Origin of the sequence: Amycolatopsis sp. NPDC026612 (genome assembly GCF_040638285.1) — a bacterium.
In the GTDB taxonomy this organism is placed as follows: Bacteria; Actinomycetota; Actinomycetes; order Mycobacteriales; family Pseudonocardiaceae; genus Amycolatopsis.
On the sequence record NZ_JBEZYB010000004.1, the window covers coordinates 188,310 to 214,845 of the forward strand.

The window sequence follows — 26,536 nt, forward strand, 5'->3', positions numbered from 1 at the left end:
CGCCAGGTCGGCGATGGCGCCCGGGGACCGGCGCGGTGCTGCCGCGGGAACGCACTCTTCTGACCGCGTCCAACACACGTCGGGGGCGGGCGAAACTCTTGGTACACATCATGTTCCGCGATCCGCCACCCCGGCGGAAGTGCCCCACGGCACGCACCGGCCGTGCTTTTCGCATGATCAGGCGGGCGTGACCTTGAGCAGCTTGTCGTTCGTCCCGTCCGACGTCGTCACGTACAGGGCGCCGTCCGGGCCGCTGCGGACCGCGCGCAGGCGGCCGAACTTGTCGTCGAACTCCGGCGGCAGCGTGACGTCGAGGACCTTGCCCGCCGCGTCCAAGTGGTACAGCAGCAGCTTCTGGCCCTTGAGCGCCACCACGACGAGTGCGCCGTCGTTCCGCCCCCACTGGGCGCCGGTCAGGAAGGCGTCGCCGCTGATCGCCTCGGTGATCTTCCCGGACGTCCACAGTGGACTGACGGCGTCCGGGAACCGCTTGAGGTCGGTCATCGGCACGCTCTCGTCGTAGCTCGTGCCGGTGCCGCCCTTCGACGGGTCCCAGCCGTAGTTCGCGCCGGGCTTCAGCAGGTTGACCTCGTCGTCGAACGTCGGTCCGTGCTCGGCGGTGATCACCTGGCCGCTGCCCGGCCGGATCGCCACGCCCTGGACGTTGCGGTGGCCGTAGGTGTAGATCAGCCGTTCGTGCGGGTCCGCCGACGTGCTGAACGGGTTGTCCGGCAACGGGTTCCCGGTCTTGGCGTCCAACCGCAGCACCTTGCCGCCGAGGGAGTGGCGGTCCTGGGAGATCGACGCGCGGGCCGTGTCGCCGGTGCCGACGAGCAGGGCGCCGTCCGGGGCGAACGTCGGGCGGCAGCCGGAGTGCCGTCCGCTGGGGTTCACCGGCAGCCCGGTGAGCAGATTCTTGACGCGCGTCGCGCTGGCCCCGTCTTCGGCCAGCCGCCACGTGACCAGCCGGATGTCGACGGCCTTGCCGCCCTCCTGGTGGTCCTGGCAGGTGATGAACTCGCGGCTGGTCGAGAAGTCCGGGCTGACGACCATACCCAGCAGCCCGCCTTCGCCCTGCACGAGGACGTCGGAGAAGTCGGCGCGGACCTGGTGCATCGAGTCGTCGCGGACCAGCGCGAGCTTGCCGGGCCGCTGCGGCACGAGGATGCCGCCGTCGGGCAGGAAGCCGACGTCCCAGCCGTGTTCCAGCCCGGCCGTCACCGTCTCGACCTTGAACTTCCCGGTCGCGGCGGCCGGGGTGGCCGCGGGCGGGACGCTCTGCACGGGCTCGCTCGCCGCCCCCGAACAGCCCGCGACCAGCAGGGAGACCACACCGATGAGACCCAGCGCACGCCGCATGGGGCACATCCTGCCATCAAGCGGTGAAATCGCCGTTCGCCGCTGTGCGCGTGAGGAACGCCAGGTCCGCCTCGCCGGGGATGTAGTGGCCGGTGCCGGGAACCAGGTCCACCACGGCGCCCGCCGCTTCGAGACGCCGTTTCGTCGTCGCGGAGTCGACCATGGCGTCCTCCGCCCCGGCGACGGCGTACACCGGCATGGTCAGCCGGCCCAGGGCCGATTCGTCGAAGAGGGGGAACGGCCCGGTCCGGTAGCGGTAGTTCGCGGACACCAGTAGCTGGTGGTCCACGATCGGCGACGTCTCCGGCTCGCCCAGCACGCCGGCCACGGACTTCCGCCGTCCCTTCTCGCCGAACAGCGCCAGCAGGACGGCTTTGACGACGAACCCCTTCTTCATCGGGCCGAGGCCGATCGGGCACCGCAGCGCCAGCGCGGTGACGCGCCCGGGCCGCCGGGTCGCGAAGTCGAGCGCGAGCCAGCCGCCGAAGGACGACGTCAGGAAGGCGGCCCTGGCGACGCCGAAGTGGTCCAGCACCGCGTCCAGCCACCGCGCGTACCGGTCGCCGGTGAGCGGCGGCCGCGTCTCGGCGCTCATCCCCGGCTCGCCGATGACGTCGACGGCGTACACCCGGAACCGCCCGGCCAGCGACGGAAGCCGGGCCGTCCACTCGCCGGAGTTGCTGCCGGAGCCGTGCAGCAGCACCAGCGGCGGGGCTTCGGCAGGCCCCGAGACCAGGACGAACGTCTCCCCTTCGGGCGTGGGCACGCGTACTTCCTCGTGCGGTACGGGCCAGGCCCGCAGGGTTTCGAGGTACCGCTCGCGCAGGAGCTGAGCTCCGGCTTCGGACTTGTATATCGTCATGCAAACTACTCTATCGCTCCCCATCAAGTGGATTGATAGGGAGTGATCAGGAGCCGGGGCGCACCAGGCCGGATTCGTAGGCGAAGACGACCGCGTGCACCCGGTCACGCAGCCGCAGCTTGCCGAGGACCCGCCCGACGTGCGTCTTCACCGTCGTCTCGCCGATGTACAGCTTCGCGGCGATCTCGCTGTTCGACAGCCCGCGCGCGATGAGGCCCAGCACGTCCTTCTCACGGTCCGTCAGCACGCCGAGCTTCGCGACGTCCACGGCATCGCGGTCGTGGGCGAGGTACCGGTCGAGCAGCCGCCGCGTGACCGACGGCGAAACCATCGAGTCGCCCCGCAGCACGCCGCGGATCGCGACGAGCATCTCCTCCGACGGCGCGTCCTTCACCAGGAACCCGCTGGCCCCGCCGCGCAACGCGGCATACGCGTACTCGTCGAGGTCGAAGGTGGTGATGATCAGGACCCGCACGTCGGGCAGCTCGGCGCAGATCCGCGCGGTCGCGGTGACGCCGTCGAGCACCGGCATCCGGACGTCCATCAGCACCAGGTCGGGCCGCAGCTCCCGGGCCACGGCGACGGCTTCCTCGCCGTTGGCGGCCTCGCCCACGACGACGAGGTCGTCCTGGCTTTCGACGATCATCCGCAGGCCGACACGCACGAGCTGCTGGTCGTCGCAGAGCAGGATCCGGGTGGTCACGGCCGGACCACCAGGGTCGCGCAGACGCGGTACCCGCCGTCGGGGAGCGGCCCGGTGCTCAGCTCGCCGTGGTACATCTCGACGCGCTGGCGCATCCCGGTCAGCCCGCGCCCGGACGACGGCAGCGCCGGGGCCGGCGGCGCGTGGCCGCCGGTGTTCGTCACCTCGATCCGGACCTCCGGTGGTTCGAAGGCGACGCCGACGCGGCCGGTCGCGTCGGCGGGAGCGTGCTTGATCATGTTGGTCAGCGCCTCCTGGACGATCCGGTACGCCTGCAGCGCGGCGCTCGCGGGCAGGGGACCCGGGTCGCCGCTGACGTCGAGCGTGACGTCGCGCCCGGACTGGTCGACGAGCTCGCGCAGTTCGGCGAGCGTCGGCTGGGGACTGCGCGCCGCCTGGCCGGCGTGCAGGACTTCGAGGAGCCGCCGCAGCTCGGCCAGCGCGTCCCGGCCGGTGCGGACGATCGTGTCGAGCGTGCGGTCGACCGCTTCGGGTTCGCGGTGCCGGGCGAGCTTCGCCCCCTCGGCGTTCAGCACGATCACGCTGATGCTGTGCGCCAGGACGTCGTGCAGCTCGCGGGCGATCCGGGTGCGCTCTTCCGCGACCGCCGCGCGGGTCTGGGCGTCGTCGCGCTTCTCCTCTTCCGCGGTGAGCTGTTCCCTCGCGCGGAAGAACTCCGCGAGGGCCCACGCCGCGATGTGCAGCGGCAGGATGCCGAGCATCGTGAACGTCGGGTTCTCCGCCTCCGGCGCGTAGAGGGAAACCCACTGGACGTCGAGGACGACGATCGCCGCGGCGATCGTCGCGGCGAACCACCGGTGCCGCAGCTTCACGAGGTTGAACAGCACGACCGCCATGGCCAGGTCGGTGCGGCCGCGGTCGTACGCCCAGATGTCGTTGAAGTACACCGCCGCCGCTCCGGCGATGATCACCACTGCCACCGTGCGCGGGAACCGGCGGCGCAGCAGCAGCGGGAGCAGGAGCAGCATCGGGATCGCGCGGGTGGGCCACGGCTCGTCGCCGAACCAGTTGGGCGCGAGGAAGAGGAATACGGCGTACAGCGGCAGGTCCACCGTCCACCGGTGCCGGAGCACCCACTTCACGAGTCGTTCCACGCAGCGAACGTAACGTGCGGGCCGCGCTGGTGGCGTCATCCCGCCGGTCGGTCCTCGTCCTCCCGCGGGAGGACGAGACCGGTCGAGCCGGCGGATTCGCGGCCACCTCCGCCGTTCCTAGCGTCGGGACCATGTCGATCACCAGGGAATTCCTCCGCCACCCGATGCTGACGGGCGCGATCGCCCCGAGTTCGCCGCGGCTGGCCGAAGAGATGACGGCGGGCCTCGGCCTGGAACGCGCGTCGTGCGTCGCCGAGCTCGGTCCGGGCACCGGCGTGTTCACCGAAGCGGTCCTCGCGCTGCTTCGCCCCGAAGCGCGGTTGACGGCGGTGGAGATCAACCCGCACTTCGCGTCCGCGCTGCGCACCCGCTTTCCCCAGGTCGACGTCGTCACCGGCTCGGCGGAGCACCTGGCGCTCGACGGCGTCGACGTCGTCGTCTCCGGTCTGCCGTGGACGGCCATGACGGCGGCCCGGCAGCACCGCATCCTCGACGCGGTCACCGCGACGCTGGCTCCGAACGGCCGGTTCACCACGTTCGCCTACGCCCACGCGGCCTGGACACCTCCCGCACGCCGCTTCGCCGCGTCGCTGCGAAGCCGCTTCGCCGTCGTGGAGCGGACTCCGGTCGTCTGGGGCAACCTGCCGCCCGCGTTCGTCTACCGCGCGGCGCTGCCGGTGGCGGTGGGGAGGATCCGGCGTGGACAGCCTGCTGCAGCCTCTGCTTGACGCGCCCCCGGTGGTCGTCTACCTGGTCTGCGCGCTGGTGATCACGGCGGAAACCGCGCTGCTGCCGGGCATCGTGCTGCCGACGTTGTCGACGCTGCTGCTCATGGGGTTCCTCGCCGAGCGGGGCACCCTCGACCTCCGGCTCGCCTGGGTGGTGGCCGTCGCCGCGGCCGTCCTCGGCGACCAGCTCGCCTACCTCGAGGGGCGCCACTGGGGACCGCGCCTGGCGCGTCGCGTCGGCCGCGGCCGCTGGGAGCGCGCGGAAACGGCGGTCGCGCGCTACGGCGTCCCGGCGGTGATCGCGGGCCGTTGCCTGGCCGGCGTCCGGACCGTGGTGCCGCGCGTCGCGGGCTCGGCGGCGATGCCGTACCGCCGGTTCGCCGCGGGCAGCCTGGCGGCGGCGGTGCTGTGGGCGAGCGCGGAACTGCTGGTGGGTCACACGACGGGGCTGGTGGTGTGAAGGCGTTCCGCGGTCTCGGCGTCGGCGGGCAGGAACGTCTCCAGCTTCAGTTCCGACACCGTGACGTCCGCAGCCGTCGCGAACGTCGTGATCGCGGTGATCAGCCGCAGTTCGCCGATCGAGCTGGCCAGCCGGACCGGTACCGCGAAGCCGAGGTGCTCCGGGCCGGGCGCGGACGCGGGCGGCAGGTACCCCTCGAGCTCGGCGAGCTGCCTGGCCAGCCGTTCGTCCGGGGTGCGGGCCAGGTCGTTGCGGAGGCGTTCGAGGATGTGGCGCGCCCAGTCGTCGAGGTTGCGCACGCGCGGCGCCATCCCCTCCGGGTGCAACGCCAGCCGCAGCGTGTCGACCGGTTCGCGCAGCAGCTCCGGCGCGACCCCCTCGGTGAGCAACCGGAACCCGTCGTTCGCCGCGACCAGCACGCCGTAGCGGTCGACGACGATCGCGGGGTAGGGCCGGTGGCCGTCGAGCAGCCGCCGCAGCCCGTCGAGCACCGGCCGGATCGCCGGGTCGTCGAGCCGCGTTTCGGGGTACGACGGGGCGAAACCGGCGGCGAAGAGCAGGCCGTTCCGTTCGCGCAGGGGGAGTTCGAGGGACTCGGCGACGCGCAGCACCATGCCGCGGCCGGGGAGCGAGCGCCCACTCTCCATGAAGCTCACGTGCCGCTGCGTCGTCCCGGCCCGCAACGCCAGGTCGAGCTGGCTGAGGTGCCGCCGCGTGCGCCAGTCCTTCAGCGCGGTTCCGAAGTTCACGGTCCCATCCTGCTCGCCCGGCCCATTCCCCGCGGGGAATTGAGCGCATTCCCCGCGGTGGCGAAGCTCCTCCCATGACGAACTACGGCCTGGTCATCCCGACCTACCAGCCCATCCTCGACGCCGGGCGGACCGCGCCCGAGCTGGTCGACACCGCCGTCTTCGCGGAGGAGCTCGGCCTCGACTCGGTCTGGGTCGGCGACACCCTCGCGCGGGCGCCGCTGGACGCGCTCACCGTTCTGGCCGCCTTCGCCGCCCGGACTTCGCGGGTGACGCTGGGGACGTCGGCGCTGCTCCCGGCGTTGCGAAACCCGCTGCTGACGGCGAACCAGCTGCTTTCGCTCGATCTGCTGAGTGCCGGCCGCCTCACGGTCGCGGTCGGCGCCGGGTTCGCCGGGCGCAGCGAGCCGGAATTCGCGTTCGCCGGCGTGCCGTGGGCGCGCCGGCGGGCCCGCCTGGACGACATCGTGGGCTTGTGGCGAGCGGCTTGGCGCGGTGAGCCGTCCTTCCACGGCGAGGTGCTGCACCACGACTCGCTGCCGTCCTTTCCCGCACCCGCGCGGCCCGGCGGCCCGCCGGTGTGGCTGGCCGCGTACACCCCGGGCGCGCTGGAGCGCGTCGGACGGCTGTACGACGGCTGGCTGCCCTACCCGCCGGACCCGGCGGACTACGGGTCGGGCCTGGCCCGGATTCGTGCTACGGCGTCCCGTCCGGTGACACCGGCGCTGTTCGCGACGGTCCTGGTGGAGGACGACCCGGTGCGGGGCGGCGAGCTGCTGGAGGAGTACTGCGAGCGCAACTACGGCCGGCCGGCGGCGTTCGTGCACGGGATCCAGATGCAGGTGACCGGCAGCGCCGCGGAGGTGGCTTCGCGGCTGCGGAAGTACGAAGGGGTGAAGCACTTCCTGCTGCGCATCGCGAGCACGGACCCGAAGGTGTTCGACGAGCAGCTGCCCCGCGTGGCGGAGGTGGTGGACCTGCTGCGCCCGTGACGGCCGGGACCAGCGGTGACCGGAAACCTGTCGGGGGTGGCACGTAGGCTGGGACCGTGACCGACGCTCCACTGTCCGGACTCCTCGCCGCCATCCTCCCCGACCCGGCCCTGCGCGGCGTGGTCGAGCGCGCCGGCGCGCCGCTGCTCGAGCTCCAGGGCCCGATCGCCGTCCGGCAGCTCGTCGCCGCCGTGCTCGCGGCCGATGACGGCGCCGGCAAGCCCGTGCTCGCCGTCACCGCCACCGGCCGCGAGGCCGACGAGCTGACCGCGTCGCTGGGTGCCCTGCTCGGCACCGGCAAAGTGGCCGACTTCCCGTCCTGGGAGACCCTCCCGCACGAGCGCCTCTCCCCGCGCGCGGACACCGTCGGCCGCCGCCTCGAGGTGCTGCACCGGCTGAAGACCGGCGACGACGGCCTCCGTGTCGTCGTCGCCACCGTCCGCAGCCTGATCCAGCCCATGGCGCCCGGCCTCGGCTCGCTCGAGCCGATCGACCTCGTCGTCGGCGAGGAGCAGCCGTTCGAGGAACTGCTCGAGCGGCTGGTCGAGCTGGCCTACACCCGCGTCGACATGGTCGAGAAGCGTGGCGAGTTCGCCGTCCGCGGCGGCATCCTCGACCTGTTCGGCCCCACCGCGCAGCACCCCGTCCGGGTGGAGTTCTGGGGCGACGAGGTCAGCGAGATCCGCGCGTTCGCCGTCTCCGACCAGCGGTCGCTGCCCGGCGAGATCCCGCGCGTCACCGCGCCACCGTGCCGCGAACTGCTGCTCACGCAGCCGGTCAAGGAAAAGGCGGCGGAGCTGGCGAAGACGTACGAAGCCGACGCGCACCTGGCCGAGATGCTCACCAAGCTCGCCGACGGCATCCCCGTCGAGGGCATGGAGGCGCTCATCCCGGTGCTCTGCGAAGACGAGCTGGAACTGCTCACCGACGCGATGCCGGTGGGCACCCACGTCCTGCTCACCGACCCGGAGAAGATCCGCGCCCGCGCCGCCGACCTCGTCCGCACCGGCCAGGAGTTCCTCGAAGCGTCCTGGACGACGGCCGCCGCGGGCGGTCAGGCCCCCATCGACCTCGGTGCATCGGCCTACCGCGGGCTCGACGAGATCGCGTCCCACGCGCAGGACACCAAGCGCGCCTGGTGGACGCTGACCCAGCTGACCAGCGAAGACCCCGACGTCTACCGCGTCTCGATCGAGGCCGCGCCCGCCTACCGCGGCGAGCTCGAGCGCGCCATGACGGACCTTCGCGCGCACACCGCGGCAGGCGGTACGGCGGTGCTCGTCGTCGCCGGCCAGGGCACCGCGGCGCGCGCGGTCGAGCAGCTCTCGGGCGCCGACGTCGCGGCGACCCAGGCCGGTGACGGCCTCACCGGAGTGCCGGCCCCGGGCATGGTCACGGTCACCTGCGGTGGCCTCACCGATGGTTTCGTCTCGCCGGAGCGCGCCCTCGTCGTGCTGTCGGAGGCGGACCTCACCGGCCGCGGCGCCGGCGCCGGAACGTCCACAAAGGACCTGACCACGAAGATGCCGTCCCGGCGGCGCAACGCGGTCGACCCGCTGGCGCTGAAGGCCGGCGACTACGTCGTGCACGAGCAGCACGGCATCGGCCGGTTCGTCGAGATGGTGCAGCGCACCGTCGCCGGCGCGACCCGCGAGTACCTGCTGCTCGAGTACGGCTCGTCCAAGCGCGGGCACCCGGGTGACCGCCTGTTCGTGCCGACCGACCAGCTCGACGAGGTGTCCAAGTACGTCGGCGGCGAGCTGCCCACGCTGAACAAGCTCGGCGGCTCCGACTGGAAGAACACCAAGGCCAGGGCCAAGAAGGCGGTCAAGGAGATCGCCGCCGAGCTGGTGCAGCTCTACGCCGCGCGCCAGTCCGCGCCCGGGCACGCGTTCGGGCCGGACACGCCGTGGCAGGGTGAGCTGGAAGACGCCTTCCCGTTCACGGAGACGAACGACCAGCTCGCCGCCATCGACGAGGTCAAGGCCGACATGGAACGCGGCGTCCCGATGGACCGCGTCATCTGCGGCGACGTCGGCTACGGCAAGACCGAAATCGCCGTCCGCGCCGCGTTCAAGGCGGTGCAGGACGGCAAGCAGGTCGCCGTCCTCGTGCCGACGACGCTGCTGGCCCAGCAGCACTTGAACACCTTCACCGAACGCATGCACTCGTTCCCGGTGAAGATCCGGGGCCTGTCGCGGTTCTCCGCCAAGAGCGAGACCGACGAGACCCTGGAGCAGCTGGCCAGTGGCGAGATCGACATCGTGATCGGCACGCACCGCCTGCTGCAGACCGGCGTCCGCTGGAAGGACCTGGGTCTCGTGATCGTCGACGAGGAGCAGCGCTTCGGCGTCGAGCACAAGGAGCACATCAAGGCGCTGCGCACCCACGTCGACGTGCTCACGATGTCCGCGACGCCGATCCCGCGCACGCTGGAGATGTCGCTGGCGGGCATCCGCGAGATGTCGACGATCCTGACGCCGCCGGAGGACCGCCACCCGATCCTGACCTACGTCGGCTCGTACGACGACAAGCAGGTCGGCGCGGCGATCCGCCGCGAACTGCTGCGCGACGGCCAGGTGTTCTACGTCCACAACCGCGTCTCGTCGATCGAGAAGGCGGCGCGGCACATCCGGGAGCTGGTGCCGGAGGCGCGCGTCGTCACCGCGCACGGGCAGATGAACGAGGACAAGCTCGAGAAGATCATCCAGGGCTTCTGGGAGAACGAGTACGACGTCCTGGTGTGCACCACGATCGTCGAGACCGGGCTGGACATCTCGAACGCCAACACGCTGCTCGTCGAGCGCGGCGACTTGCTGGGCCTGGCCCAGCTGCACCAGCTGCGCGGCCGCGTCGGGCGGGGGCGCGAGCGCGGGTACGCGTACTTCCTGTACCCGCCGGAGGCACCGCTGACGGAGACGGCGCACGACCGGCTCGCGACGATCGCCCAGAACACCGAGCTGGGCGCGGGCATGGCGGTCGCGATGAAGGACCTGGAGATCCGCGGCGCGGGGAACATCCTGGGTGCGGAGCAGTCCGGCCACATCGCGGGCGTCGGCTTCGACCTGTACGTGCGGCTCGTGGGCGAGGCGGTCGACGCCTTCCGCCGCCACGCCGGCGCGGACACGGCGGAGGAAGAGGAACTGGCGGACGTCCGCGTCGACCTCCCGATCGACGCCCACATCCCGCACGACTACGTGCCCGGCGAGCGGTTGCGCCTGGAGGCGTACCGCAAGATCGCGGCGGCGCCGGACGCCGAGGGCCTCGACGCGGTCCGCGAAGAGCTGATCGACCGCTACGGCCAGCCGCCGGCGCCGGTCAACCGGCTGCTGTCGGTGGCGAGGTTCCGGCACACGTGCCGCGAGGCGGGCGTGACGGAGGTGGCGGTCCAGGGCAACACGGTCCGGTTCGCACCGCTGCCGCTCCTGGACTCGCAGATGGTCCGGTTGAAGCGGCTGTACCCGAAGGCGGTGTACAAGGCGGTGACGGACACGGTGTCGGTCCCGAAGCCCACGGAGGGCCCGGCGGGTGGCCGGATGGGTGCCCCCACGCTGCGGGACGAACAGCTGCTGGAGTGGTGCACGAAGTTCCTGCACCAGCTGACGAAGAAGCCGGCGGCTGTTTAGGGACCACTCGGCGAAGGGGCACGGGCGCATCGGGGCTCGACTCAACCGACTCGAACCACGTCGAAGAGCGCGGCCGCCTGTACGCCAGCCGACCCGCCAGCCGACCCGCTAACCGACGTCGCTGAACATCGGCGGCAAAGCCTCGGCCAGCCCCATCCGCACCGACTCGACCGGCACCGGAACCGCGCCGGCCCCCGTCATCGGCATCGGCCGGGGTGTCCGCGGCATCCGGGATCCCGCGCCCCCGCCCCGTCCCGGGTACACCAGCAGCCCCCGCGCCGGATCCGGCACCGCGTCCAGCGCCGCCGTCACGACCGGCAACGTCCGGAACGCGTCCCGCCGCTCCTCGGTCGAAAACTCGATCTCCAGCACCACACCCCACCGGTGCTCGTGCCAAACCCACTGCTCAGCGCCGTTCGTCAGGGCCGCTTCGGTGAGCGCGTCACCGCGGGACAGCCGCCACAGCGAAGCCGAATGCTCCCCGTCGAACACCTCGATGGTCAGCCAATGGTCCATAAGTCGACATTACCGCCGCCACGAGCCCATGGGTGTTGCGTTTGGGAGGCGATGGTGTGAGAGGGTATGGCCTGTGATGCGGATCATGGGGCGCCCTCGCGCGCTGGTGGCAGTCGTTGCCGGTGCTCTTCTGCTCGCCGGGTGCGGTTCGGGCCCCAGCCAGGTCGGTGCGGCCGCGGTCATCGGCGACCGCACCGTCTCCATCGATCAGGTGCAGGAGCTGATCGACAAGGCCGTCCGCGAGCAGCCGTACGCGCAGAAGCTGGCCAAAGAGCACAAGCTCGAAGTGATCGGCCGGGCCGTCGTCGGCCAGCTCGTCGTGCACGAACTGCTCCTCAAGGCCGCCGAAAAGCACGGCATCACGCCCAACTACGCGCAGATCGACGCCCAGCTGGCGAAGGATCCCCTCAACGGCCCGGTCCCCGCGGACGTGACCAACGAGGCTCAGGCGGTCAACCAGGTCGTCGCCCGCACGCGCGACCACCGCGAGGAGCTGATCGACACGCTCCTCGCGCAGGCGCTGGCCGACAAGGCCGTTCCCAACCTGTCGGTCACCTTCGACTTCACCACGATCGGCTCGATGCCGGACCAAACCACCGGCACCGCGCTCCAGGGCCCCGAAGCGAGGAAGGCGGCGCTCGACCTCGCCCGGCAGTTCGCCGCCGACCCGGCGGCCGCTACCCAGCGCATCGGCGCCGACACCCAGTACGAGGCCCAGCTGCGGCAGCAGGCGAAGCAAGCGGGCAAGAACGTCGACAGCATCCCGCCGCTCACCGGCCTCGGTGAAGCGGTGCCCGCCGCGCAGGCCGGCGGCCTCGCCGCCACCCCGGTCTTCGGGTCGCCCGCCGGTACCGTCACGGCCGTCCCCTACCCGAGCCAGGACCTGGCGGGCACCTGGCTCGTCGCGGTGGTCCGGCAGCGCACGGACGACAAGACCGTCGCCACGGAGCAGGCGCCGGAACTCGACGCCACCACGAAGACCGCGATCGGCATGCGGCAGCTGCAGCCGCTGTTCGACGAACTCGGCGTGCGGGTCAACAAGCGGTACGGCGTGTGGGATGTGGTGGCCATGAACGTCGTGCCGACCGCGGACGGCGCCCAGGGCATCGTGCTGCCGCCGGGCGGTTCCGGTCGTACCCAGCAGTGAGCACGGGCGTCGTCGTGGTCGTCCGCGGGACGACGCTGCCCGGCGCGGCACTCAAGATCCTGCGTGAAGCTCCGGCGGTCTACGCGGCCACGGACGTCGATCCCGCCGCGTTCGGGGTGCCGGCTGTCGCCGACGCGCCTTCGCTGAAGGACGTCGTGCTGCTGGCCGGGTCCCGGGACGAGCCCGCGGCGTCGCTGCTCATCGCCACCGGCGCGGACGTCATCGAGACGCCGGTGCCGCCCCTGGTCGAAGCCGCCGACGTGATGGACCGGCTCCGCTCGCCGGGCGGCTGCCCGTGGGACGCGGTGCAGACCCACGATTCGCTGCGGCAGTACCTGGTGGAAGAAACCTACGAGCTGCTGGACGCCATCGAAGAGGGCGACCGTGAAGCGCTGCGCGAAGAGCTCGGCGACGTCCTGCTGCAGGTGCTCTTCCACGCGCGCGTCGCGGCCGAGGACCCCGAGGACCCGTTCGGCATCGACGACGTCGCCGCGGCGCTCGTCGCGAAGCTGGTCGGCCGGCACCCGCACGTCTTCGCCGACGCCGACGAGGTGCACACGGTCGAGCACCAGAACGTCAAGTGGGAAGAGCTGAAGCAGCGCGAGAAGCAGCGTCAATCCATTGTGGACGGTGTGGCGCTCGGTCAGCCCGCGGTCGCGCTGGCCGGCAAGCTGGGGCAGCGCTCCGGGCGCGCGGGCATTCCGCTCGACCTCTTCCCCGAAGGTTCCGGGGTGGCTGCCCAGCTGTTCCGGATCGCCGCCACGGCGCGCCGCGCGGGGGTGGACGCCGAGGGCGAGCTGAGGGCGTTGGCGAAGCAGTTCGCGAAGGACATCCAGGCCGCCGAGCAGGCCGGCCGCGACGCCGGGCTGGAGCCGACGACCCTGGAGGCCGACGGCTGGCGGAAGTTCTGGCCCTCGCGCCCGGTGTGACGCAGCCATCGCGGCGGCCCTGCTCGGCCTGACCGGCCTGACCGGCCTGGCGGCCACGACGGCGGGCGCTCAGTACGGCTGGACAAGCCGGATCCCGCCGCTGCCGTGCTGGGCGCTGCCGCTCCGCCGGACCGCCCCCCGGCTCCGCCGCTCCCACTCCGTCACACGTTGCGGATGTTCGGCGCCAGTTCGAGCGGCTCGTGGTCCCAGTCCTCGACTCCGAAGGCGAGGATCCGCTCCGGGTGGATCCGGATCACAGCGCCGTCGAGGTGGCCGTCCGGGCGGTTGACTCCGGTGAGGGCCTCCGCGTGGCCGCGGATCTCCAGGCACCGCACCCGCCACGGGTTCGTCGACGGCAGGTCGTCGACGACGAAGGCGACCCGGCCGTTCGCCTGTACGTTGCGGAACTTCTTGCTGCCGGTCAGGTTGTACCCGGTGACGTCGATCGTCTTCTCGTCCGGGTTGTACCTGAATCCGACCGGGTTGACCTGGAGGGTTCCGTCCGGCTGCTGGGTGGCCAGCCGGCCCAGCGGCTGGGCCTCGAGGTACTCGAGCTCTGCTTCGGTGAACATGCCCTCAGCCTTCAACTTCAACCGAGGTTGAAGTCAAGCGAACGGGCCGCCGAACGCGAGTTCCGCGAACCGGGCGCCGATGTGGCGGTGGGCCGCCGGGTCCGGGTGCAGGTCGTCCGGCAGTGGGAACTCCGCGTACTCGGCGGGCCCGTACAGCGCGAGCCCGTCCAGGTGGTGCAGATCCGGATCTTGCCGCTGCGCGACGATGCGTGCCAGTTCCTCGCGGATCACCTCGAGGGTGAGTTTCCCGGGGCCCGGCTCGCCGGTGGCCCGGAACCGCACCACCCCCGCCGCCAGCGCCGAGTGGTCGAAGTCGCCGGGGCCGGGCGTTCGCTCGTGGATCGGGCAGTACAGCGGCGAGACGACCAGGAGCGGCGCCGAAGGGTGACCTTCGCGGATCGTGTCGAGGAACCCGTGCACCGCCGGGCCGAACGCGCGCAGGCGCATCAGATCGGCGTTGACGACGTTGATGCCGAGCTTCACGCTGATCAGGTCGGCCGGGGTGTCCCGCAGCGCGCGGGCGGTGAACGGGTCCAGCAGCGCGTTGCCGCTGAAGCCCAGGTTGATCAGCTCGACCCCGGCGGACGCGGCGGCGAGCGCGGGCCACGTCGTCGAGGGGCTCGCCGCGTTGGAGCCGTGGCTGATCGAGCTGCCGTGGTGCAGCCACACCCGGTCCGGCGCGGGCGCCGGCGAGACCGGAGCGTCCGTCCGCAGCGCGACCAACGACGTGATTTCGTTGTGCGGCAACCAGAGCTCGACGTCCTTCAGGTGCTCCGGGAGGCCGTCGAACCGCACGACGCCGGTCGGGCCCGAAGTGTGCGTACCCGCGCCGGTCGCCAGGTCGACCGTCACCGTGTCGCCGCCGGACGTGCTCGCCTGTGCGGCGAGCTTGCCGTCCACCAGCAGGTCGTAGACGCCGTCCGGACGCGGCGGGGCGCCCGGGTACACCACCTTCGTCGGCAGCGTCTCCAGTTCGATGACGCCGGCCGTGGTGCGGAACCGCAGGCGGACCCCGGCCGGCTGCGCCTCGGCCATCGCGAGCCGCGGGTCGGTGTTCTGCGCGCGGGCGCGGGCGGTCAGCCGGTGCGGCACCAGCCCACGCTCCGTGGGTTCGAGTTCGAGGGCGCCGCGCACGAGTTCGGTGGTCAGCGGAGTGGTGATCAAGGTCGTGGCCAATCACGGAGGAGGGAATCGAGGACGTCGAGGAGGCGGGCCCAGCTCTCCGCGGGCGCCGGCGAGCTGTGGTCGAAGCCGCCGTCCGCCTCGAGGGCGACGAACCCCCGGAAGAAGCTGCCGAGCAGCCGGACGGCGTGCGTCTGGTCCGGCCCGGTCAGGTCGTAGGCCCGCAGGATCGCGCGCATCAGCTGCGCGTGCCGCACACCCGCGCTCGCCGCCGCGGTCTCCGGGTCGAGCCTCAGCTGCGCCGCGGCGTAGCGGCCCGGGTGCTCCCTGGCGTAGTCGCGGTAGACGTCGGCGAAGGCGACCAGCGCCTCCCGCCCGGCCCGGCCGGCCAACGCGGCGGCGGCCCGGTCGGCCAGTTCGTCCAGCGCCAGCAGCGCGATCCGCGTTCGCAGGTCGTGCGAGTTCTTGACGTGCGAATACAGGCTGGCGACCTTGACGTCGAACCGCCGCGCCAGCTCCGAAACCGTCACCTGCGCGAACCCGGCTTCGTCGGCCAGTTCGGCGCCCGCGCGGACCAGCCGCTCGGTCGTCACTCCGGCGCGTGCCATCACCACCACCTCCTTTACCTAAAGCTAGGATAGAACTTCCTAAAGGCTTTAGGCAAGGAGGTGGTGCGTTACTGAGCGAAGAGGCCCTCGCCCCAGTAGCCGGTCTGCGAGACGCCCGGCGGGACCGCGAAGTGCGCCGAACCCGTGTGCTGGACGTACTCCATCATCGCGTCCTTGGCCGACAGCGCCTGCTGCATCGGCACGTACTGCTTCCGGGTGTCGCGGTTGAACGCCAGGAAGAACAACCCCGCTTCGAGGTGCCCGACGCCGTCGGAACCGTCGACGAAGTTGTAGCCGCGCCGCAGGATCCGGACGCCGTTGAGCGCTTGGTGGGAGGCCAGCCGGACGTGCGCGTCCTCCGGGATCACCTTTTCGCCGCCCGCGCCGCCGACGTCCAGGTCCAGCTCGTCGAACTCCGCGGTCTGGCCCAGCGGGGCGCCGGTGCCCTTCGTGCGGCCGATGATCTTCTCCTGGCCGTCGAGGGTCTCGCGGTCCCACGTCTCGATGTGCATCCGGATCCGGCGCGCCACCAGGTACGAGCCGCCGGCCATCCACGCCGGCCCGTCGCCCTGCTCGGCCCAGACCTGGTCGCGCAGCACGTCGGGTTCCTCGGCCTTGATGTTGTTCGTGCCGTCCTTGAAGCCGAACAGGTTCCGCGGGGTCTGCTGCTCGCGCGACGTCGACGAGCTGCGGCCGAAGCCGAGCTGCGACCAGCGGACCTCGGTGACGCCGAAGCCGAGCCGCACCAGGTTGCGGACCGCGTGCACCGCCACCTGCGGGTCGTCCGCACAGGCCTGGATGCACAGGTCGCCGCCGCTGCGGGCCGGGTCGAGCTTGTCCTTCGGGAACAGCGGCAGGTCGATCAGCTGCGGCGGGCGCCGGGCCGCCAGGCCGAACCGGCCGTCGAACAGCGACGGCCCGAAACCGATGGTCAGCGTCAGGTTCGACGGCGGCAGGTCGAGCGCCTCGCCGGTGTCGCCGGGCGGGGCGTACGCGCCGTTGCCCACCGCGCCACCGGCCACGACCTCTTGGCCCGCCGTCATCCGGCGGGCCGCGTCGGTCCACGTCTTGAGCAGCTGCCGCAGCTTTTCGCGATCTTTCGTCGTGACATCCAAGGCCGCGAAGTGCAGGTTGGCCTGTGCCGGCGTGACGATCCCGGCCTGGTGCTCGCCGTGGAAGCCGACGGTGTTCGTCGACGCTTCGGCGTTGCCGCTCGTCGCCTTGTCGATCCCGATGCCGGCGGCCGCCCCGGCCCCGGCGAGCGCCACACCCGCGCCCGCCAGGCCGAAGAGCTTCCGTCGCGAGACGCGCGTGCCCTCTGTCTGCGTGCCCTCTGTCGACGTCACTTGGAGACGACCTCCGCAACCTTGCTCAGCGGTTCGCCCAGCGCGTCGACGGCCGAAGCGAACTCCTTGACCTGGTCCTGGGAAAGGTCGGTGTACAGCTTGAAGCCGTCACCGGCACGCTGCTTGTCGAGCAGGCCCTGCACGTTCGCGAACTCCTTGTCCAAAGTGGACACGAGTGCGGGGTCCTTCGCCTGCAGGACCGGCCGCAGCGAGGTGATCGCGCCCTTCGAGCCGTCCACGTTGGCCTGGAAGTCCCAGAGGTCGGTGTGCGAGAAGGCTTCTTCCTCGCCGGTGATCTTGCCGGTCGCGACCTCGTCCAGCAGGCCCTTCGCGCCGTTCGCAAGGTCCAAAGCGGACAGTTCGAGCGTCTTGGACTTGGTGACCAGGTCCTTGACGTCGGTCACCAGCTTGTCGGCGATCTGGCCGCTGTCGGGCTGCAGGCCCGTCTTGAACAGGTCCTTCTCCAGCCGGTGGAACCCGGTGAACTGCTGGTTCGGCTCGAGGTCGGCCTCGCGGACGTCGATCGCCGGGTCGAGGTCGCCGAACTTCTCGGCCACCGGCTCGATCCGCTCGTAGTAGACGCGGGTGCGCGCGTACGCGGCCTTCGCCTCGTCGACCTTGCCCGCCTTGACGAGGTCGGCGAACTTCGCCGTCTCGTCCTGCAGCGCGGCGGTGTTGTTCGCGATGTAGTCGGCGTAGCTCTTGGTGGCCTGCGCCATCTGGGCGTTCTTGTCGTTCTGCTTCGCGACGCCGCCGGTGACGGTGAAGTCGCCGCGGATGCCGTCGCCCGCCATGCCCGGCTTGCACGCGGTCTGGTACTTCCCGGCGTCGGCGACCTCGACGATCAGCCGCCGGTTCAGGCCGGGGGCGATGTTCTCGACCTCGCCCATGATCCGGTCGCCCTCGGCGTACAGGTAGAACTCGGTGACCTTGGTGCCCTTGTTGGTGATCTCGAAGGTGAGGTTGCCCGCACCCGCCGTGGTGGCGGAGACCTCGCACCCGGTGTCGGACGCCGAGACCTTGATCGGGCCGCCCGCGGTGGCGCCCGCACCGGTGTCGCTCTTGCTGTCGCACGCGGCGAGCGCCACCAAGGCGGTGGCGCCGGCCAGCACGGCCAGCGGGGTTCGACGGGTCTTGCGCACGGTCACTCCTTCGAGGCGGCCGCGGCGACGGGTGCCGGCGCGGTCTTCTTGCTGGGCTTGAGGAAGAGGGGCAGCACGACGGCGACGTAGGCGACCCAGGCGACGGCCTGCAGCACGGTCGTCTGCTGCGAGTAGTTGAAGATGCCCTTGAGCAGGGCGCCGTACCAGGACGTCTCGGGCAGCGTGGCCGAAGCGTCGAAGGCGAGGGTGTGGATGCCGGGCAGGAACGCGGCCTCCTGCAGGTCGTGCAGGCCGTAGCCGAGCACGCCCGCGGCGACGAACACCAGCAGCACGCCGGTGACCGTGAAGAACTTGGTGAGGTTGAAGCGCACCGCGCCCTTGTAGAGCAGCCAGGCCAGCACGATCGCGGCCGCGATGCCGATGGCGAAGCCGATCAGCGGCTGCACGGTGTCCGACTGCGCGGCTTGGACGGTCGAGTAGAAGAACACCGCGGTCTCCAGCCCCTCGCGCCCGACCGCGAGGAACGACAGCAGCAGCACGGCCGCGGGGCCGACGTCCAGCGCCTCGTCCATCTTCCCGCGCAGTTCGGCGGCGATGCTCTTGGCCGCCCTGCGCATCCAGAAGATCATCGCGGTGACGAACACGACGGCGACGATCGACAGGCTGCCGCCGAGCAGCTCCTGGTGCTCGAAGGTCAGCTGGGCGGTCGTGAAGGTGAGGACCGCGCCGACGGCGATCGACAGCAGCACCGCGGCGCCGACACCCGGCCACACCCAGCGCAGCGCGTGACGCCGGTCGGTCTTGACCAGGAACGCCACCAGGATGCTCACGACCAGCGCGGCTTCCAGACCTTCGCGCAGCCCGATCAGCGCGCTCGAGAACAACACCGGTCCGCCTCCCTGAGATCTGCTTCCTTGATGTTTTTAGGTAAGGCTCACCTGTAAGTCCAGTGCGCGCACACCCAGGGGAGACGGGTAAAGCGGACAAACGGGACCGTGAGCCAAAGTTAGGTTAGGGTAACCGCAGGTCAGGGCACTGCGCGTCGACTCGATAACGAAATTTGTGATCTCGCTGGCAGGGGGAAGGTTTTTACCCTCCGTTTGCCTGTTCAGACGGTCGGGGGACCCCCTTGAGTGCGTCCGTAACCTGATCGGGTGGCCGATACCGCTCAGCCGACCGTCACGCCTCCGGGAACGCCGCCTTCGGGTGGCCCGCCGCGGCGCTATCTCGGCCGGGCGGCCCTCGCGGTGGGGCTCGTGCTCACCGGCGTGGTCCTGGTCGTCACCATCGGTCTTCGCGACCCGAACGCGCCCGCCGCGCCGCCGCCGGTCCAGCCGGCGCTCGCCATCCCGGAGCAGCGTCCGCAGCCCGGCGCCGAAGCACCGCGAGCCGGGCTCGCCGCGCCGGTCGACCGGCCGCAGGTGTCCGACCGGGCCGAGCTGGACGCGTGGGCGACCCGGGTCGCGGGGAAGACGCACGTCGCCGTGCGCGTGCTGGCGGCGTACGGCCGGGCGGAGATGTGGATGCAGCGCGAGAAGCCGACGTGCCACCTCTCGTGGGCGACGCTCGCGGGTATCGGCCGGGTCGAGACCGAGCGCGGGGAGTTCGACCTCGCGGCGATCGGGGCGGACGGCCGGGTGGCGAAGCCGGTGGTCGGCCCGCCGCTGGACGGCTCCCCGGGCGTCCCGGCGGTGCACGACAGCGACGGCGGCAAACTCGACGGCGACAAGTCGTGGGACCACGCGATCGGCCCGATGCAGTTCCTGCCGTCGACGTGGAAGAAGTACCAGGAGCGCGCGAACGGCGACGGCGGCACCCCGGACCCGCAGAACATCGACGACGCAGCCTTCACGGCCGCCCGCTTCCTGTGTTCCGGCGGCGACGACCTCGGCACCCCGGCCGGCTGGTGGCGGGCGATCCTGTTCTACAACCAGGCGCTGGCGTACGGCCAAAACGTCTTCAGCGCGGCGGACGCCTACGCGGAGGCGAGCGTCGCGCCCTGATCAGAGCTCGCGGTCGGCGACGAACGGCGTGACGGCCATCAGCACCAGCAGCAGCAGTCCGGCGTAGGCGCCCAGCGTGATGAAGATCGACATCGTGGTTCCTCCCTGTTCGGTCTGGAACCAGCTTCGCCGGAAAGGGGGGTGCCGGACATCGGTCGAGGGGCCTGCCTTGGTCGGCCGAACGGCTGAGGTGACCCGGGCCGTTCGGCCCTGGCCGGCTCAGGAATCGCGCAGGGCGATGTGGGCCTTGACCTCGCTGATCGCCTCGAGGTACTCGGGCACCGGGTGCATCGCCGAGGCGATCTTCATCTGGGCCAGCGCCTCGACGAACCGGCCGAGGCGCTGCAGGGTCCGGCCCAGGACGAACCGCGCGTAGTGGTCCGTCGGATCCAGCTCCAGCACCCGGGTGAACGCCTGCTCGGCGCGCCGCAGCTGCGCGGAGTGGAAGTACGCGCGCCCGGCCAGCAGGTGCACCGACGGTTTGTCCGCTTCGGATTCCAGCAGGGGCTGCAACGCTTTCAGCGCGTCGAGCGGGCGACGGCGGCCGACCAGCTCTTCGGCCTGGCGGAAGGCATGGAACCGCGACTCCTCGGGAGGCTGCGAAGCAGCTGCGGCGTCCGTCATGGTCACTCCCACGTTACCCGTGGAGAGGGGGTTGCACACGCCTGCGAACGGGACGTGATGGACTGTGCCGCCATGAGCAGCGGGTACCGGGGCCTGGCGCCCTACCTCTACTACGCCGACGCCACGGCGGCGCTCGCCTGGCTGAGCAGGGTCTTCGGGTTCGCCGAGGAGGTCCGGTTCTGCGACGCGGCCGGCGAAGTCTTCCAGGCGACCCTGCGGGCGGGCGACGTGCGGATCCAGCTCGCCGGCGTCGGGCCGGACTACTGGCAGGCCAAGGGCGTCGACGGCCCGGTCGGCCAGCTCAACATCCTCTACGTCGACGACGTCGACGAGGTCTACCGGCGGGTCGAGGCGGCTCTCGGCGACGAGTGCGAGCTGGAGCCGCCGCAGGACCAGCCCTACGGCGCCCGGGTGTTCACCGTCGCCGACCTCGGCGGCAACAGCTGGACGTTCTGGCAGCAGACGTCGGAGACCGTCGAGCTGCCGCCCGGCTGGCAGGCGATCCGCGCGGAGGACTGAGGCACACCCGCTACCGGCCGTGCCTCCAACGGGTGAACCGCGGTGACGGCTAGGCTGGGCGCGTTACCGCAGGCACGACGCACCGAGGAGCATGGCGTGGCTCTCATCGAGCAGGTAGGCGCGCGCGAGATTCTGGACTCGCGCGGCAACCCGACGGTCGAGGTGGAGGTGGCTCTCGACGACGGCACCCTGGCGCGGGCCGCGGTCCCGTCGGGGGCGTCGACCGGTGAGCACGAGGCGGTCGAGCTGCGGGACGGCGACACCGGCCGCTACAACGGCAAGGGCGTCGAGCGCGCGGTCGCCGCGGTGCTCGACGAGATCGGCCCGGAGATGGTCGGTATCGAGGCCGTCGACCAGCGGATCGTCGACCAGAAGCTGGTCGACCTCGACGGCACGCCGGCGAAGTCCCGCCTCGGCGCGAACGCCATCCTCGGCGTCTCGCTGGCCGTCGCGAAGGCCGCCGCCGAGTCGGCCGACCTGGAGCTGTTCCGCTACCTGGGCGGGCCGAACGCGCACGTGCTGCCCGTGCCGATGCTGAACATCCTCAACGGCGGTTCGCACGCCGACAGCAACGTCGACGTCCAGGAGTTCATGATCGCGCCGATCGGCGCCGAGACCTTCCGCGAGGCCCTGCGCTGGGGCACCGAGGTCTACCACTCGCTGAAGTCGGTGCTGAAGGGCCGCGGTCTCTCGACCGGCCTCGGCGACGAAGGCGGCTTCGCGCCGAACCTCGGCAACAACCGCGAGGCCCTCGACCTGATCCTCCAGGCCATCGAGAAGGCCGGCTACACCCCGGGCCGCGACGTCGCGCTCGCGCTCGACGTCGCCGCGACCGAGTTCTTCGCCGACGGCGCGTACACCTTCGAGGGCACCAAGCGCAGCGCCGAGCAGATGTCCGCCTACTACGGCGAGCTGCTGGCGAACTACCCGCTGGTGTCCATCGAGGACCCGCTGAGCGAGGACGACTGGGACGGCTGGGTCACCATGACCGCCGAGGTCGGCGAGAAGGTCCAGATCGTCGGCGACGACCTGTTCGTCACCAACCCGGACCGCCTGGAAGAGGGCATCACCCGCCGCGCCGCCAACGCGCTGCTGGTGAAGGTCAACCAGATCGGCACCCTGTCCGAGACGCTCGACGCGATCTCGCTGGCCACGTCGTTCGGCTACAAGTCGATGATGAGCCACCGCTCCGGCGAGACCGAGGACACGTTCATCGCGGACCTGGCGGTCGCCACCGGCGTCGGCCAGATCAAGACCGGTGCCCCGGCCCGCGGCGAGCGGATCGCCAAGTACAACCAGCTGCTGCGCATCGAGGAGACCCTCGGTGACGCCGCCCGGTACGCCGGCGAGCTGGCCTTCCCGCGGTTCAGCGCCGAGGCCTGACGCCGATGGCGGACCGGGGGAGGACACGCGGCCGCCGCGGCGGTGGCGGCGGGGCTTCGCGGGCCAACCGGCCCGCGCCGGCCCGCCGTCCCGAAGCCGCGCGGCGCCGCACCGGCGACGCGGAAACCACCAGGGCCCGGCTGCGCCGCGGCCTGGCGGCCAAGCGGGCGTCGGGCGCGGCGAAGGTGCTCGGCATGTCCACCACCCGCCGTGCGGCGGTGGTGGCGATCGTGGTGTGCGCGCTGGCGTTCACCATCGCCGTGCCCCTGCGCACGTACCTCTCCCAGCGGACCGAGGTCCGCGAACAGCAGGCGCAGCAGGCTCAGCTGCAGCAGGAGGTCGCTCAGCTCCAGGGCCGCAAGGCGGAGCTGAGCGACCCCGCGCAGATCGAGGCCGAAGCCCGGCGGCGGCTGCGGTACGTCAAGCCGGGCGAGACGCCGTACATCGTCCAGCTGCCGGAGGACAAGGCACCCGACGCCGCACCGCAGCAAGGCCAGCAGCCGGCCACCGGCAGCTCCTGGTACGAGAACCTCTGGAACCAGGTCTCGAGCGGCTGACCCCGAGCGCCCCAATGTGGCCTTGGTTGCGTTGAACGCACCGAAGGCCACATTGGGTGCGTTGAACGCACCGAAGGCCGCCTTGGGTGCGTTGAACGCACCGAAGGCCGCCTTGGGTGCGTTGAACGCACCGAAGGCCACATTGGGGCGCTCATCCCTTCAGCCCCGACGTCGCCACGCCCTCGACCAGGTACCGCTGGAAGGCGAAGAAGAACAGCCCGATCGGCAGCAGGGCGAGCACCGACATGGCGAACATCGGGCCGAACGCCGACTGGCTCGTCTGGTCGACGAAGATCTGCAGCGCCAGCGGCAGGGTGAACCGGCCGGGGTCGTTGAGGTAGATCAGCTGGGAGAAGAAGTCGTTCCAGGTCCAGATGAACGTGAAGATGGCGGTGGTGATCAGCGCCGGACGCAGCAGCGGCGCGATCACGTACCGGAACGTCCGCACGGGCCCGCAGCCGTCGATCGTCGCGGCCTCGTCGAGTTCCCCGGGGAGGGCGCGGATGAACTGCACCATCAGGAAGACGAAGAAGGCGTCGGTGGCCAGGAACTTCGGCAGGACGAGCGGCCAGAACGTGTCGACCATCCCGAGCTTCTGGAAGATGACGTACTGCGGGATGAGCACGACGTGCTGCGGCAGCATGATGGTGGAGAGCATGAACCCGAACATCGGCCCGCGGCCGCGGAAGTGCAGCCGCGCGAACGCGTAGGCGGCCAGCGAGCAGGAAATGACGTTGCCGACCACCGCGCCGACGGAGATCACCACCGAGTTGGCGAAGTAGTGCCACACGCTGTAGCCGGCCACTCCGCCGAACACCTGCGTGTAGTTGTCCCCGGTCGGGTGCGACGGCAGCAGCGAGAGCCCGGTCAGCACCTCCTCCGCGGGCTTGAACGAGGCCGAAACGAGCCAGCCGACCGGGTACAGCAGCACCACCAGGATGACCACCATCAGCAGGTGCCACGCCCAGGACCGGCGGGTCATCGGCCCTCCCCCGCGTAGAAGACCCACCGGCGCGAGCCGCGGAACAACAGCGCGGTGAGCACGCCGATCACCACCAGCAGGACCCAGGCCATCGCCGAGGCGAAGCCCATCCGGAAGTCGGTGAAACCACGCTGGTACAGGTAGAGGGTGTAGAGCAGGGTCGAGTCGCTGGGGCCGCCGCGGCCGCTGCTGACGACGAACGCGCCGGTGAACGACTGGAACGCGTGGATCGTCTCCAGCACCAGGTTGAACAGCAGCACCGGGGACAGCATCGGCAGCGTCACCGACCGGAACCGGCGGACGGGACCGGCCCCGTCGAGTTCCGCCGCCTCGTACAGCTCCTTCGGGATCTGCTTGAGCCCGGCGAGGAAGATCACCATCGGCGCCCCGAACTGCCAGACGGCCAGTGCGACCACGGTCAGCAGCGCGAACTGCGGCCGGTCGACCCAGCCGCCGGTGCCGAGGCCGAACGCGGCCAGCACCCGGTCCGCGGTGCCGCCGGTCGAGAACATCGCGCGCCACACCAGGGCGAGACTCACGCTCGCGCCGAGCAGCGAAGGCGCGTAGAACGCCGAGCGGTACAGCCCGGCGCCGCGGTGGGCGCGGTTCAGCAGCATCGCGACCGCCAGCGCCAGGCCGAGCTTGAGCGGCACCGACAGGCCGACGTACCGCGCGGTCACGCCGGTGGCGTGCCAGAACCGGTCGTCGCGGGTGAACATCGTGACGTAGTTGTCGAAGCCGACCCAGTGCGGCGCGTCGAACAGGTCGTAGTCGGTGAACGACAGGTACAGCGACGCGATCATCGGGCCGATGGTCAGCACCAGCACGCCGATCAGCCACGGCGACAGGAACAGGTACCCGGTGCCCTGGCCGGCCCGGCGGCGGCGGGGCACGGGCCGGGCGGGTTTCACGGACCCACCCGGCCGGTCCAGCACAGCTTGCGTCATCGTCGGCGGCCTCCCTCAGGACCCGAGTGACTGCTGCGCGGTCTGCACCACGCGCGCGGCCCCGTCGGCGACACTCGTCCGGCCGAAGATCACGTCGTCGTAGACGCGCTGGAAGTCCCGCTTGACCGCGGCGGATCCGGTGGGCCACAGGCCGGTCGCCGGGCCGATCCGGTCGGCGACCGACTTTTCGTAGTCGCAGACCGCCTTCGTGGCGGCCTGGGCGGCGCCGCAGACCTGCTCGCGGATCGCGGTGTTCGGCGGCAGCCCGCGCGCGACTCCCAGCAGCTTGCCGGCTTCGGGGTTGTTGACCAGGAAGCTCAGCAGCTTGGCGGCGGCGTCCTTGTGCGCCGAGCGCTGTGCGACGGCGAAGGTGACCGGCGGCATCGCGGCCATGCCGGACGTCGTGCCGTCGGTGGGCAGCGGCGCCGCCTTGATGCCCGGGCCGTAACTGGACAGGTAGGCGGTGAGGCTGGAGTCGTAGTTGACCTCCGACCCGGCGTGTTTGGTGACCAGGCCCGAGTTCGGCATGGAGCCGTCCATCTTCGTGGTGACCTCGGGGGCGGTGACGGCCTTGGCCGCCCGCAGGTCTCCGGTCAGCGTCCAGAACCGCGTCAGGTCGGCGGCGGTGAACCCGAGCTTGCCGTCGTCGCCGTAGAGCTGCTTGCCCTGCTGGTGCAGCCAGACCTCGAACCAGTCGATGGCCCAGCCGAAGTCGGTCGTCCCGGCCACCCCGGTCGCCGCCACCTTGCGGAGGGCCTCGCCGAACTGCGCCCAGGTCCAGCTCTTCCCCGGCCCGGACGGCGGTTCGACGCCCGCCTTGGTGAAGACGGCGGGGTCGTAGGCGAGCATCTGCGTGGTCTGGCCGCCGGGCACGGCGTACTGCTTGCCCTCGACCTGTCCGCCGGCCAGCAGCGTGGGGGCGATCCCGGTGACGTCGATCGTCTTGCCCACGGACGAGGTCAGGTCCTCGAGCACGTGGCGGTGCTGGTACTCGCCGAGCGTCGCGCGGTCCAGCTGGATCAGGTCCGGCGACGCGCCCCCGGCCACCTGGGTGGAGAGCTTCTGGAAGTACGCGTCGTAAGCGGCGTACTCCGTCTGGACGGTGATGCCCGGATTGTCCTTCATGAACAGATCGACCGCGGCCTTCGTGACCTTGGCGCGGTCTTCGTTGCCCCACCACACGAAGCGGATCGTCGTGCTCCCCGACGCGGCGTCTCCGCCTCCGCATCCCGTGACCAGCCCCGCCAGCGTGACGGCCACCATCGCCACCAGGCCGGCGCGCAGCCCGCCGAACCGTCCGTTCATCGGATTTCCCTTCTCCGATCGCACCCCAGGCGATCTCACCGGAATTCGGCCTTGAATCGGTTCAAGCACGGTAAGTCCGCTCGCTCGCGGCGTCAACCAGCAATGGTGGTCCAGAAAGCGCTGTCTGCTTCGAACGCATCGAATGATTCCGCCGGACGCAGCAGCGTTTGGTCACCCTCCGAGAAAGCGCTTACTCAAGGACTGGACTGATCGGGTCGCCCAGGTTGACAACCACTGAACCGTCTGGTTTGAATCGGTTCATCTCGGCGGTGACGAGCT

26 protein-coding genes are annotated in these 26,536 nt (G+C 71.2%); 10 read left to right on the forward strand and 16 right to left on the reverse strand.

Annotated elements, in window-relative coordinates; translation table 11 throughout:
- Positions 1-177: 177 nt before the first annotated feature.
- The 4 genes from AB0F15_RS06445 to AB0F15_RS06460 are packed head-to-tail and all read right to left on the reverse strand — an operon-like array spanning position 178 to position 4,039.
- Positions 178-1,359: a PQQ-dependent sugar dehydrogenase gene (locus AB0F15_RS06445; RefSeq protein WP_360266101.1), complete on the reverse strand. Its 1,182-nt coding sequence runs from the start codon at positions 1,357-1,359 to the stop codon at positions 178-180.
- Between the two features lie 16 nt (positions 1,360-1,375).
- A complete protein-coding gene (locus tag AB0F15_RS06450; protein ID WP_360266104.1) occupies positions 1,376-2,221 on the reverse strand; it encodes an alpha/beta fold hydrolase in 846 nt (281 codons plus the stop codon).
- 46 nt (positions 2,222-2,267) lie between these two features.
- Positions 2,268-2,924: a response regulator transcription factor gene (locus AB0F15_RS06455; RefSeq protein WP_360266107.1), complete on the reverse strand. Its 657-nt coding sequence runs from the start codon at positions 2,922-2,924 to the stop codon at positions 2,268-2,270.
- Positions 2,921-4,039 (reverse strand): histidine kinase, encoded by a 1,119-nt coding sequence (locus tag AB0F15_RS06460; protein ID WP_360266110.1) that lies wholly within the window; start codon positions 4,037-4,039, stop codon positions 2,921-2,923. Before AB0F15_RS06460 ends, AB0F15_RS06455 begins: the two co-directional genes overlap by 4 nt.
- 131 nt (positions 4,040-4,170) lie before the next feature.
- Between AB0F15_RS06460 and AB0F15_RS06465 the strand changes: the two genes are divergently transcribed.
- Complete coding sequence (locus AB0F15_RS06465; protein WP_360266113.1) at positions 4,171-4,767, forward strand: methyltransferase domain-containing protein; 597 nt, start codon at positions 4,171-4,173, stop codon at positions 4,765-4,767.
- Complete coding sequence (locus AB0F15_RS06470) at positions 4,739-5,227, forward strand: DedA family protein (protein WP_360266116.1); 489 nt, start codon at positions 4,739-4,741, stop codon at positions 5,225-5,227. Before AB0F15_RS06465 ends, AB0F15_RS06470 begins: the two co-directional genes overlap by 29 nt.
- Here AB0F15_RS06470 and AB0F15_RS06475 read toward each other — a convergent pair.
- Entirely contained in the window at positions 5,203-5,976 is a 774-nt protein-coding gene (locus tag AB0F15_RS06475) for a helix-turn-helix transcriptional regulator (RefSeq protein WP_360266119.1), read from the reverse strand. The two genes, AB0F15_RS06470 and AB0F15_RS06475, sit on opposite strands and share 25 nt — an antisense overlap.
- Positions 5,977-6,050: 74 nt before the next feature.
- Between AB0F15_RS06475 and AB0F15_RS06480 the strand changes: the two genes are divergently transcribed.
- Together AB0F15_RS06480 and mfd are read left to right on the forward strand one after the other, a co-directional pair.
- Positions 6,051-6,968, forward strand: coding sequence for an LLM class flavin-dependent oxidoreductase (locus tag AB0F15_RS06480; protein WP_360266122.1), 918 nt, complete (start codon positions 6,051-6,053; stop codon positions 6,966-6,968).
- A 71-nt stretch (positions 6,969-7,039) separates the two neighbouring features.
- The gene (gene mfd / locus AB0F15_RS06485) at positions 7,040-10,594 is read left to right on the forward strand and encodes a transcription-repair coupling factor (protein ID WP_360266397.1); all 3,555 of its coding nucleotides are present in this window, start codon (positions 7,040-7,042) and stop codon (positions 10,592-10,594) included.
- 108 nt (positions 10,595-10,702) lie between these two features.
- On the opposite strand, the gene AB0F15_RS06490 is transcribed toward mfd, so the two are convergent.
- On the reverse strand, positions 10,703-11,110 hold the full coding sequence (locus tag AB0F15_RS06490; RefSeq protein WP_360266125.1) for a hypothetical protein: 408 nt from the start codon (positions 11,108-11,110) through the stop codon (positions 10,703-10,705).
- An 85-nt stretch (positions 11,111-11,195) separates the two neighbouring features.
- Between AB0F15_RS06490 and AB0F15_RS06495 the strand changes: the two genes are divergently transcribed.
- Together AB0F15_RS06495 and AB0F15_RS06500 are read left to right on the forward strand one after the other, a co-directional pair.
- Positions 11,196-12,257: a SurA N-terminal domain-containing protein gene (locus AB0F15_RS06495; protein WP_360266128.1), complete on the forward strand. Its 1,062-nt coding sequence runs from the start codon at positions 11,196-11,198 to the stop codon at positions 12,255-12,257.
- A complete protein-coding gene (locus tag AB0F15_RS06500) occupies positions 12,254-13,186 on the forward strand; it encodes a MazG family protein (protein WP_360266130.1) in 933 nt (310 codons plus the stop codon). Before AB0F15_RS06495 ends, AB0F15_RS06500 begins: the two co-directional genes overlap by 4 nt.
- A gap of 161 nt (positions 13,187-13,347) precedes the next feature.
- Here the strand turns inward: AB0F15_RS06500 and AB0F15_RS06505 are convergent, their stop codons facing one another.
- The 6 genes from AB0F15_RS06505 to efeU all read right to left on the reverse strand — a co-directional run bounded on the left by AB0F15_RS06505 (position 13,348) and on the right by efeU (position 18,824).
- A complete protein-coding gene (locus AB0F15_RS06505) occupies positions 13,348-13,758 on the reverse strand; it encodes a PPOX class F420-dependent oxidoreductase (protein WP_360266132.1) in 411 nt (136 codons plus the stop codon).
- A gap of 33 nt (positions 13,759-13,791) precedes the next feature.
- Positions 13,792-14,922, reverse strand: coding sequence for a GDSL-type esterase/lipase family protein (locus tag AB0F15_RS06510; RefSeq protein ID WP_360266400.1), 1,131 nt, complete (start codon positions 14,920-14,922; stop codon positions 13,792-13,794).
- Entirely contained in the window at positions 14,919-15,488 is a 570-nt protein-coding gene (locus AB0F15_RS06515) for a TetR-like C-terminal domain-containing protein (protein WP_360266135.1), read from the reverse strand. Before AB0F15_RS06515 ends, AB0F15_RS06510 begins: the two co-directional genes overlap by 4 nt.
- Before the next feature lie 68 nt (positions 15,489-15,556).
- Positions 15,557-16,834: an iron uptake transporter deferrochelatase/peroxidase subunit gene (efeB, locus tag AB0F15_RS06520; protein ID WP_360266137.1), complete on the reverse strand. Its 1,278-nt coding sequence runs from the start codon at positions 16,832-16,834 to the stop codon at positions 15,557-15,559.
- Positions 16,831-17,982, reverse strand: coding sequence for an iron uptake system protein EfeO (gene efeO / locus AB0F15_RS06525; RefSeq protein ID WP_360266140.1), 1,152 nt, complete (start codon positions 17,980-17,982; stop codon positions 16,831-16,833). The genes efeB and efeO overlap by 4 nt, the downstream gene beginning before the upstream one ends.
- On the reverse strand, positions 17,979-18,824 hold the full coding sequence (efeU, locus tag AB0F15_RS06530; protein ID WP_360266143.1) for an iron uptake transporter permease EfeU: 846 nt from the start codon (positions 18,822-18,824) through the stop codon (positions 17,979-17,981). The genes efeO and efeU overlap by 4 nt, the downstream gene beginning before the upstream one ends.
- Before the next feature lie 369 nt (positions 18,825-19,193).
- On the opposite strand from efeU, the gene AB0F15_RS06535 reads away from it, so the two are divergent.
- On the forward strand, positions 19,194-19,940 hold the full coding sequence (locus AB0F15_RS06535) for a murein transglycosylase (RefSeq protein WP_360266403.1): 747 nt from the start codon (positions 19,194-19,196) through the stop codon (positions 19,938-19,940).
- Positions 19,941-20,159: 219 nt separating this feature from the next.
- On the opposite strand, the gene AB0F15_RS06540 is transcribed toward AB0F15_RS06535, so the two are convergent.
- Positions 20,160-20,564, reverse strand: coding sequence for a tetratricopeptide repeat protein (locus AB0F15_RS06540; protein ID WP_360266145.1), 405 nt, complete (start codon positions 20,562-20,564; stop codon positions 20,160-20,162).
- Between the two features lie 72 nt (positions 20,565-20,636).
- On the opposite strand from AB0F15_RS06540, the gene AB0F15_RS06545 reads away from it, so the two are divergent.
- The 3 genes from AB0F15_RS06545 (at position 20,637) to AB0F15_RS06555 (ending at position 23,023) form a co-directional block, all read left to right on the forward strand.
- Positions 20,637-21,083, forward strand: a complete 447-nt coding sequence (locus AB0F15_RS06545) for a VOC family protein (RefSeq protein ID WP_360266147.1) — start codon at positions 20,637-20,639, stop codon at positions 21,081-21,083.
- Between the two features lie 96 nt (positions 21,084-21,179).
- A complete protein-coding gene (gene eno / locus AB0F15_RS06550) occupies positions 21,180-22,466 on the forward strand; it encodes a phosphopyruvate hydratase (RefSeq protein WP_360266150.1) in 1,287 nt (428 codons plus the stop codon).
- Positions 22,467-22,660: 194 nt separating this feature from the next.
- On the forward strand, positions 22,661-23,023 hold the full coding sequence (locus tag AB0F15_RS06555) for a septum formation initiator family protein (protein ID WP_360266406.1): 363 nt from the start codon (positions 22,661-22,663) through the stop codon (positions 23,021-23,023).
- A gap of 151 nt (positions 23,024-23,174) precedes the next feature.
- Here the strand turns inward: AB0F15_RS06555 and AB0F15_RS06560 are convergent, their stop codons facing one another.
- The 3 genes from AB0F15_RS06560 to AB0F15_RS06570 are packed head-to-tail and all read right to left on the reverse strand — an operon-like array spanning position 23,175 to position 26,257.
- Positions 23,175-24,005 (reverse strand): carbohydrate ABC transporter permease, encoded by an 831-nt coding sequence (locus AB0F15_RS06560; protein WP_360266153.1) that lies wholly within the window; start codon positions 24,003-24,005, stop codon positions 23,175-23,177.
- Positions 24,002-24,952: a sugar ABC transporter permease gene (locus tag AB0F15_RS06565; RefSeq protein WP_360266156.1), complete on the reverse strand. Its 951-nt coding sequence runs from the start codon at positions 24,950-24,952 to the stop codon at positions 24,002-24,004. The genes AB0F15_RS06560 and AB0F15_RS06565 overlap by 4 nt, the downstream gene beginning before the upstream one ends.
- 15 nt (positions 24,953-24,967) lie before the next feature.
- On the reverse strand, positions 24,968-26,257 hold the full coding sequence (locus tag AB0F15_RS06570; RefSeq protein WP_360266158.1) for an extracellular solute-binding protein: 1,290 nt from the start codon (positions 26,255-26,257) through the stop codon (positions 24,968-24,970).
- Positions 26,258-26,536: the final 279 nt, after the last annotated feature.